Source organism: Wenyingzhuangia gilva, from assembly GCF_030519655.1.
Classification (GTDB): Bacteria; Bacteroidota; Bacteroidia; order Flavobacteriales; family Flavobacteriaceae; genus Wenyingzhuangia; species Wenyingzhuangia gilva.
The window spans coordinates 1-2,962 of the sequence record NZ_JAUMIT010000028.1 but is presented as its reverse complement, the minus strand read 5'-3'; the positions used below and the strand labels follow the sequence as shown (position 1 = coordinate 2,962).

Genomic DNA, 2,962 nt, shown 5'->3' with positions numbered 1-2,962 from the left:
GAATTGTGAAACGTTTAGGAAAAATGTCAAAACCTGAAATCAAAGAATTTAAATTAGTAATGAAAGAAACTTTTGTTGATTAAAAAAACTAAAGCTAACACCGGCTAAACTTCATGCGGGTTTTGTGCTTACTTCAAAGTTTTGTGTATATTTACTAAGTCCGCCAAATCTTGTTGATTTGGCTTTGTGAAATAAAAGAAACAAATCCAAACAAAAAGCTTCGGCTTAGTTGCGTGTTCGAAAATCTTGTCGATTTTCTTCCCGCACAAAGCCTAGCCAAAACCGTTAGCCTAAACAGGAAATTTCGGTCGAAATTTCCGCAGATAAATTAATTCTTAACTTTTCTTGAAACATTCTGAAACCAATTCTCACGCAAAAAAAACAAGTTGAAAACTTTTCTGTAAACTGATAATTTATTGACTTTCTTAAAGAAAATTATTTGTTAAAAAATGTACTTTTTTGTGGCTGAAAATTATTGAATTTTCTCTGTGAATTAAAAAAGTAACGTGCCAAATTGTGCATGAAAAAAGTGAATAAATTATTATTCATAATTCTTTGAGAGAAAATATATAAAAATAAAAATGGTGTTAAAAGTTACGTGCTGAACTCTACGCTAAATTGTTTCATTGATACTTTTCTTTAACCGATAAATATTTACAAGCAAAACGTTGAATTTTATCGTAACAACGCGATTTGAAAAGCAGTAACGCTGAAAATAATAAGGATAATGCATTTTTTCAATAAAACATTTTTGTGTCTGAAAAACTGCATAGGCTAACAACAGCTAAAAAACAAAGCTTTTTTATGCTTTCACTAAGTTGGTTTTCTTTTTATTTTCTGTAGTTTTAAGTCTGAAAATTAATCGGCTAGTTTAACGCTTCGTTTCCTAGCTAAAACCGTTGGCAACAAGTATCTAAAACAAAAATTATGAAATCTTTCTTTTATTGTTTCGACTGGGATTCATTTTGGATGAATGTTTTAGTAAGTTTAATTTTTCTAATTATTGGAATCTTAATTTCTATTAAATTGATTCCTTATTTTACTCTTAAACTTATTTACAAAAAAAGAAGGAAATTTATCTTAAATAAAGTTTCGTTTTTAATACAAGAATTTTGTGACTTCCTTGAAACAAATACTTTCGTTAAACCTGAACTAAAAAAACAAAACTTATCAATCTTTACTTCTAAAAAAGACTTAAAAACTCATCATTTTGTAGCACTAATAAGGTATAATGTATTAGAAGAAATTACAGCATTAAAAATTAACATAGAAATTCTTGAATATTTCAGTAGACTCTCCCCTAATGAAAAATTTAATAAAATTGAAAACGAAAAAGAAAAATTAATAATATTTAGAAACAAATTAGAATCTCTTATAGATATACATTCATTAGATATTGAAGAAAACTTATTATCTGAAATAAGTGATTTATGTTTGAAAATTAGAGTCTTTGAAAGAAAATTAAAGTATAATGATACTCCTGACGATTTAATAAAAAAAGGATTAATGAAAAGAACTTCAATCTTTGGAGTTAAAGAATTATCTGAAATTTATAAATTGACATTAAGTATTATAAAAAAACTATTAGAATTAGATTTTATAGATGTCGAAATTGAAAATAACTAAAAAAACCAGTTGCCAACACCGGCTAAACTTCATGCGGGTTCTGTGCTTACTTCAAAATTTGTGTATATTTACTAAGTCGCCAAATCTTGTTGATTTGGCTTCGTAAAACTAAAAGAAACAAAACCAAACAAAAAGCTTCGGCTTAGTCCGTGTCTGAAAATCTTGCCGATTTTCTTCCCGCACAAAGCCTAGCCAAAACCGTTGTAGCACACTATGAAAAAATTCATCTTCGGAATATTAATCACTCTTTTGACTTTAGCCTGTAGCTCGAAAAAAGATAATTATTTGATTAAGTTTCATGAAGGAGAATTTGATGAAATTGGAGTTTCTTCTGGTTATTTGAATTCAAATGGAGATACGATTATACCTGCTGAAAAATATTACTATTGTTATACTGACACTATTCGAAATTTTGGAATAGTAATGGAAAATAAAACTGGAAAACTACTCGGAATTGACCAAAATGGAACGGAATTATATGAAATTTTCAAATATGATAACGGACCTGATTATTTGAAAAGCGGACTTTTTAGAATTATAAAAAATGGAAAAATCGGGTATGCTAATTCAAATGGAAAAATAATTATTGAACCGAAATTTGACTGTGCTTATCAATTCAAAGGAGAATATGCTCTAGTATCTGACAATTGTGAAACAATAAAAGAAGGTGAAAATTTTATTTGGAAAAGTGAAAAATGGTATCAAATTACGACTGATGGAAAACGTGTTGAAAAATAGCGTGCCACAACACCGGCTAAACTTTATGCGGGTTTTGTGCCAACTTCAAAGTTTTATGTATATTTACTAAGTCGCCAAATCTTGTTGATTTGGCTTTGTGAAATCAAAGAAACAAATCCAAACAAAAAGCTTCGGCTTAGTACGTGTTCGAAAATCTTGGCGATTTTCTTCCCGCACAAAGCCTAGCCAAAACCGTTGCCCAAAATAAAATCGTAACTGCGTTTTTAGTAGAAATATTCCTATAATTTGAAAATTATTACTTCTCTCCTATTTTGAAAAATATTCATAAAATAAGAGTATTTTCTTGGCTAAAAACTTGTAGAAATTCCGACAAAAAAGTTGTGTTGAAAAAATCGTAACTGTGAAAATTATTAAGTTTTCGAGAAATTATTTAAACATAAAAAAATCATGTTTTCTTGAGAAATGAAGAACAGTAAAAACGCGTAGGAAATTATCGTAGTTACGTAAAATCATATTTCTTTTGAAAAATTATCATAATTAAAAACTTTAACTATTCTAATTTTTTGTGGAGGAAGAAAACTAATATTTTCCTTGAAACTTAAAACTTTGAAACATGAATTTTTCAATCTAAAGAAAC

Annotated in this window: 2 protein-coding genes; both read left to right on the top strand. The window is 28.1% G+C overall.

All coding sequences use genetic code 11. The features are described from left to right. Positions 1–927: 927 nt before the first annotated feature. Positions 928–1,626 (top strand): hypothetical protein, encoded by a 699-nt coding sequence (locus tag QVZ41_RS14495; protein WP_302885364.1) that lies wholly within the window; start codon positions 928–930, stop codon positions 1,624–1,626. 285 nt (positions 1,627–1,911) lie between these two features. Continuing rightward, complete coding sequence (locus QVZ41_RS14490) at positions 1,912–2,364, top strand: WG repeat-containing protein (RefSeq protein WP_302885363.1); 453 nt, start codon at positions 1,912–1,914, stop codon at positions 2,362–2,364. The last annotated feature ends 598 nt before the right edge of the window (positions 2,365–2,962 follow it).

Bases quoted from the DNA above. Each gene is read 5' to 3' on its own strand.
- QVZ41_RS14495 (WP_302885364.1), top strand. From the start codon at position 928: ATGAAATCTTTCTTTTATTGTTTCGACTGGGATTCATTTTGGATGAAT.